Origin of the sequence: Streptomyces anatolicus (genome assembly GCF_019400875.1) — a bacterium.
Lineage (GTDB): Bacteria > Actinomycetota > Actinomycetes > Streptomycetales > Streptomycetaceae > Streptomyces > Streptomyces anatolicus.
Window position 1 is genome coordinate 1 of record NZ_WMBF01000402.1, and the last position, 5,941, is coordinate 5,941.

Consider the following 5,941-nt stretch of genomic DNA (forward strand, 5'->3'; position numbering starts at 1 on the left):
CCCTTGAACCCCGTGCCGAGCGCCGACGTCCTGGACCGGATCCGGGACATCCCCCTCTACCGCGCCTCCGTCGAGCGCGGCGACTTCCCGATCCTGGAGAAGCCGGAGATCGCCCGGGACTTTCCCGACAACTGGATGACCCCCGAGCTGTCCCGCGCCCTGGAGACGGGCGAGGCCGAGTTCGTGCTCTCCACCGGGACCAACCACGCCCGGATGCAGCTGATCCGGCCGCCGTACTTCCTGCTCCGCTCCTACTACCGCCTGTGGAGCGAGCACCCCGACCTCGGCGCCCTGTGGCACTCCGGTGCCCGGCGGGTCTCACTGACCACCGTCCTCGCCACCGAGCACGTCGCCCGCGTCAACTCCCGCAAGCCGGGCGCCACCGCGGGCGAGCGCTGGCTCGACGACCGGACGCTGTACCTCAACCGCCGCCTGGACCCGGCCGACTGGGATCGCGCGGAGGTCGAGCGGATGCTCGCCGAGATCCGCGAGGTCAGCGCCGCGCACCCCGAGGGCTCCTACCTCCTGGACTGTTCCGGCTACCACTTGGCGCATCTGGTCCGCAAGGTCACCGAAGGGGACCTCTGGGACCAATTCCCCCGGCCCGCCGGCATCATCCACGCCTACGAGTACACGCCGCTGAACGTCCGGGCGTATCTGCGCGCCCACTTCGACTGCCCGGTGATCGACCTCTTCGGCAGTACGGAACTGGGCTACCTCTTCTACAGCGACGCGGACGGCAGCTACCGCCCCTATCTGCACGGGATGAGCGTGGAGCTGATCCCGGTGGAGCCCGGCAGCGGCATCCACAGCCTCATCGTCACCAGCGTCCGCAACCCGTACATGCCCCTGGTGCGCTACCGCTCCGGTGACTGCGTGCGCACCAGCGACGGCAGTGCCGACCCGGAGCGGATCGTCTCCTTCTGCGGCCGCGAGAAGGAACTCCTCGCCACGCCCGGGGGCCCGGTGGCCCAGGCCGACCTCGACGCCCGTGTCGCCGCCGTCAGCCCCCGCGTCTTCCTGCACCGGCTGCGTCTGACAGGTGAGGGCCGGTGCCGGCTGTCGTACACGACGTTCGACGGCGAGCCCCTTGCCGCCGAGGCCGAGGCCGAACTGGCCGCGTCCGTAGGGGCGTTGACGGGCCGCACGTGCGCCGTGGAGCACCGCACCCACGTGCCGATCGGCCGCTCCGGCAAGTACGCGTGGCTTGCCACCCCGGATGCCGGGGCTCCCACCGCCGAGGCGCTGCTCGGCGAGGCACTGCACGAGGAGGTGGTGCGGCACTTCGCCGAGAAGCCCGGCGCGCCGGACGCCGCCCACGTCAGGAACCAGGTCCGCGAGTGCCTGCGCTACCTCTATCTGATCTCCCGCCACCCCGACCGGCTCGGCGGCCTCTTCCTCCCCGTCGAGCAGGACATCGACGAGATCTGGCACTACCTCATCCTCCAGACCCGCGAATACCGCGAGCTGTGCGAAGAGCGCCTTCCCGGCGGCCACTTCATCCACCACCGGAGCATTTCCTACGACGCCTACCAGGCGGACCCGGGGCGCGAGACGGCCGCCGAGGAGGCGCTGCGGTGGATCCCCCTCTACACCGCGGCGTTCGGCCCCTTCGACGAGGACGCCCTGCCGCACTGGACGGTCGTACGGTTCCTGCACGAGGAACTGGGCATGTCCCTGGCGGAGATCGCGGCCCTTGAGGGCGGCTCCGCGGGTCAGTGACTGCCGACGAGTCCTCGGCCGGGACCGCCCGACAGCAGCGGCCGCAGGGCCGCCTGGGCCCGTTCGAAGTAGCCGGGGACCTTCGTCGCGCTCTCCGCGTAGCGGACCGCGTTCGCCAGCTGTGCGGCCTCCACCGCGGCGGCCTCCGCGGTGCCTGCCGCGGCCGCCGCACCGGAGCCCTCCGCGACCCCCGCCGCGAGCGGCACCGCGGTGGGCCAGGCCAGCACCACCAGGGTGACGAGCAGGGCCGCGCCGAGGCCGATGGCGAGCCACTTCTTCAGCTCCCTGCTGTCGGCGGCGTTGTCGTCCCAGTACTGCTGCATCGCGGGCAGCAGTACGAGCTGGTGCTGGTTCTCCAGTTCGCGCAGCCGGCGGGCGACCCTGCGGAGCACTTCGACGGGGACGCCCTGCGGCAGGGCCGTGGTGTGGATCTCGTACAGCACCAGGCCGTCCTTGCCGATGCCGTCGGGACGGAACGTCGGCTTGTAACAGATCCACTCGTACTTGACGTTGCCGCGCGCACCCGGGAGCGGGACGAGCGGGTAGTACAGCTCGTTCCAGGACGGCCGCCAGGTCGACCGGCGGATCTCGATCCGTGTCGGGGCTCCGATGCTCACCCGGCCGGCGCGCTGGAGGGCGAGCATTTCTTTGAGGGCCGGCTCGATGACGAAGCGCGTGAGGACGTCCGTCTTGTGCTGGAGGTCTTCGATCTCGGTCTTCTTGGCCTGGCCGACCGTGGTCACCTCGACCAGTTCGAGGACCATGGTCGTCCCCTCGGCCCGGACGCCGAGCATGTCCGAACGCAGCTGACGGCCGGGCGTCTGTGTCTTGATGTTCTGCTTCAGGGCATCGCGGCCGAATTCGTTGCGGTACTCCGCGATGATCCATTTGGCGAGGATCTCCGTCGCACCGCGAAAGCGGTTGGCGTCCAGGAGGTTGAGCTGGCTGATCACCTCGGAGTCCGGGTAGCGCCGCCTGAAGTACTCGGTGAAGCGCTCGGCCACGTACAGCTCCGCGGTGAGCGCCTCCAGGTCCTGGCGCACACGGTCGCGATTTCCCTCGCCGTCATTCCCGACCGGCCGAGTCGGCAACGCGCAGTAGTGGTCCAGGAAGGGGACGTCGGCCATGGGGAGGACCCCGCTATCCGTTGTCGGAGAAGTCGGAGCCGACCTCGATGTCCAGGCCGCTGCAGGGCGTGTACTCGAACCAGGTGCCGACGAGGTTTCCCTCCGCGTCGGTGGAGATGTCCGTCGCTTCCTCCGTGCCGCCCGCCGACGCGTCCGCGCCGTGGCTGACGACGACGAACGGCGCGGTGCGCCCGGGGTTCTGGTACTGGTACGGCCGCCCCCAGGGGTCGGTGAGGACGAGGTTCGGGCGGGTGTCGAGCAGCACCCGCAGCCCCTGCCGGGTGGTGGGGTAGTACTCCGGCTCGATCGGTGCGCCGCGCCATGTCGGGTCGTGCTGCTGCTTGGCGTTCTCCGCGTACTTCTCCAGGGCCGTGACGATGGCTTCGATGTCGCGCCATGCCCGCTGCTGGTTGACCGTCAGGAGCGGGCGGGCCCGGGCGGCGATGTCGGGGTTGGCGGGCGGGATGCCCGGGTAGTTCGTGCGCGCGTACGCCTGGATCTCGTCGGCGATGGACATGTACGGCGGGTCCTGGGGGTCCGGTGAGCCGTCGCCGTCGATGCGGCCCGTGGACATCAGCCGGGAGAAGGCCCGCTCGAAGCCGGGGCGGATGGGCAGGACCACGCGCGCGGCGCCCGCCCGCAGGAACTCGCGGCGCAGCGGGTCGGGGTGCCACAGCAGCCGTTTGGTCTCGGCCAGCTTCTCCGAGCCCCAGAAGTAGGGGTAGAAGACGTAGAGGACGTTCTCCCATTCGGCGGCCTGGTGCAGGAACTTCACGAACTCGCCGAACTTCCGGATCTTCATCCATGTCTCGGTGTTGACGGGAAGGGTGGACGGGTCGATGTCGTCGGTCCAGGTCGGGGTTCCGCTGGTGCCCAGGTTGGCGAGTACGGCGTCGACGTGGTCGGGCGCGGTGTCGAAGTCGCTGCCGAAGAGCCACTGCAGGGACCGCTTCATCAGCTCCTCGCGCTCGGCGCGGCGCAGGGTGAGGGTGTCGTCCCGGTTCAGCTCCGCGAGGAGCTGCTCGCGGCGGTCCCGCACCCGCTGCTGGAGGGTGTAGTACTGCTGCTCGGCGGCCTCGCGCAGCTTCTGCCAGGTGGCGACCTGCCAGGCCAGATACGCGGCGCCCGAGAGCCGCAGCGTCGTGGCGAGCCGGAAGCCGGCCCAGCTGATGTTGCGGTGGGTGTACTGGATGGAGAGGTGGCCGGTCTTGCCGTTCAGGTGCAGGAGCTGGGACTGGTAGCGGCCCTTCAGCTCGGCGCCGACGGGGGTCGCCGTCACCTCAAGGGCCTCGTCGCCGATCACGTCGAAGCGGGCCAGCTCGGCGGGCCGCCAGCCGTAGTAGTTGACCTCGAAGAGGATCGGCACGAGTTCATAGCCGTCGGGCAGGTCGATCTGCCAGGACTGGTACCGGGTGACCGTCGCCTCGTCCTCACCGATGATGGCGGGGAACTCGTAGGTGTAGTCCGGCGGGCTCAGATACTCCTCCGGGGGTGCGGTCACCGACGCGCCGTAACGGGCGGCGAGGGTCATCCAGTTCTCCCGGTTGACCTGGTCGATGCCGAAGGCGAACTCGTACGGGGTGGCGAGGGTCCTGTCGATCTCGGCGAGTTCCATCAGCTGGCGCCGCAGCGCGCCGCCCGGGTCGGGCACGACCAGGTCGTACGTCATGCGCAGGCCGTAACGCATGAGGTCCACGCGCCACTTGCGCATGATGCGGTAGTAGTCGATGCGCATCACCCGGGACGTGGAGTTGGTGATCACGCGGGCGGCCTCGTCCTCCTCGCCGCGGCGGGTCTCGGTGCGGAAGGAGACCTTGTGCTCCTTGCGCGAGCGCGATGACGCCTTGGAGGTGATCTCCGTGGCGTGCTTGGTGCTGGCCTGGCGCGACTCGTGGTCGGAGGTCGCGACGCCGTAGTTGAGGGTGCTGGTGACCGACACCGTGCCGTAGCTGCCGCTGGCCGTGACCCCGAAGTTGAGGTTGGTGTCGCGTTTGGATTCGTTGGTGGTCGACATGGCCACGTCCGTCTTCTCGGCCACGCCCTTCTCGGCGTACGTCTCCAGTTCGTCGGTGACGATCCGGGACAGCTCCTCGCTCTGCGTCGACCACTCCTTGTGGCTCACGCGGGCGGTCTCGCCGGGGGCCATGGGGATCGTCGAGACGAGTTCGCCGCGCTCCAGGCCCACCGGCTGCATCTCGATCCGTTCCAGATGCAGCCAGCCGACCGGCTGGATGCTGGCCTCCTCCAGGAAGCGGTCGACGAGCACGTCGACGTCGGTCGCGCCCGGCACGCCGCCCTCCGGGGTGCTCAGCGCGGCGACCACGCGTCCGATGGCGGCCAGTTCCCCTGGGCCGACGTGCGCGTAGAGCCGCGCGGTGCTCGCGGCGGCGGCCGGACCGGTGTCGGTCAGGGACGGCGCGATGGTCTCGAACGCCGGGTATAGGTCGGGTTGTTCGTCCCGCAGCCGCTCCCCCAGGGCCTCGGTCTCCGGTCGGCTCAGCCCCAGGGACCGCATGAAGTTCTGCTTCGCGAAGACGGACATCGACGAGGGGGCCCCGGTGGCGGTGCCGGGCTCGGGCTCGGCGGGCACAGCCTCCGGGACGGGTTGGGTGTAGGTCGCCTTGAGGATCGCCCGGGTCGAGTTGGTCAGTCCGGTCATGTGCGTCGTCCCCTCCGGCCGGTGCGGCTCGGCCGCTCCACGGGCGCGGCTCGGCCGCGACGGATCAACACGCTAGCAGCGCGGACGTGTTGCCTTCGTCACACTCACGGGTGAAGCCGGGCAGGACGGCCGGGGGTGGCGGCGACCCTCGAAAACGTACGCTAGGGTTGATCTTGTGCTCGTCGCCGAAGTGCCGGTGACAGGCCCGGCGTTGGTGGTCCAAGGAAAGGCGCCCCACTTCCTGTGGGGAGATGCAGGTGCAAGGCCTGCCCAGCGCTCGCGAAAGGCCCCGGTCTCCGTAACGGAGACCGGGGCCTTCTTGTCGTAGCGTCCCCGGTGTGGTCCAACTAGCCGGCCGTCACTGTTTGTTCACGCCCCGCATCGGTCGATGACGCGTTACCTGGCGGTAAGTCTTCATCCGGGGATCACACAC

General features: G+C 69.8%; 3 protein-coding genes and 1 pseudogene. 2 read left to right on the plus strand and 2 right to left on the minus strand.

Annotated features, from left to right (window positions below; genetic code table 11):
• Positions 1-3: 3 nt before the first annotated feature.
• Both GKQ77_RS25960 and GKQ77_RS25965 read left to right on the plus strand, forming a co-directional pair.
• Positions 4-1,215: pseudogene (locus tag GKQ77_RS25960) on the plus strand (hypothetical protein); the annotation flags it as partial.
• 30 nt (positions 1,216-1,245) lie between these two features.
• Positions 1,246-1,722: a glycine-rich domain-containing protein gene (locus GKQ77_RS25965; protein WP_219691364.1), complete on the plus strand. Its 477-nt coding sequence runs from the start codon at positions 1,246-1,248 to the stop codon at positions 1,720-1,722.
• On the opposite strand, the gene GKQ77_RS25970 is transcribed toward GKQ77_RS25965, so the two are convergent.
• Both GKQ77_RS25970 and GKQ77_RS25975 read right to left on the minus strand, forming a co-directional pair.
• Positions 1,716-2,849 (minus strand): hypothetical protein, encoded by a 1,134-nt coding sequence (locus tag GKQ77_RS25970; protein WP_219691362.1) that lies wholly within the window; start codon positions 2,847-2,849, stop codon positions 1,716-1,718. The two genes, GKQ77_RS25965 and GKQ77_RS25970, sit on opposite strands and share 7 nt — an antisense overlap.
• 13 nt (positions 2,850-2,862) lie before the next feature.
• Complete coding sequence (locus tag GKQ77_RS25975) at positions 2,863-5,508, minus strand: type II secretion system protein GspG (protein WP_219691363.1); 2,646 nt, start codon at positions 5,506-5,508, stop codon at positions 2,863-2,865.
• Positions 5,509-5,941: the final 433 nt, after the last annotated feature.

Bases quoted from the DNA above. Each gene is read 5' to 3' on its own strand.
- GKQ77_RS25970 (WP_219691362.1), bottom strand. From the start codon at position 2,849: ATGGCCGACGTCCCCTTCCTGGACCACTACTGCGCGTTGCCGACTCGG.
- GKQ77_RS25975 (WP_219691363.1), bottom strand. From the start codon at position 5,508: ATGACCGGACTGACCAACTCGACCCGGGCGATCCTCAAGGCGACCTAC.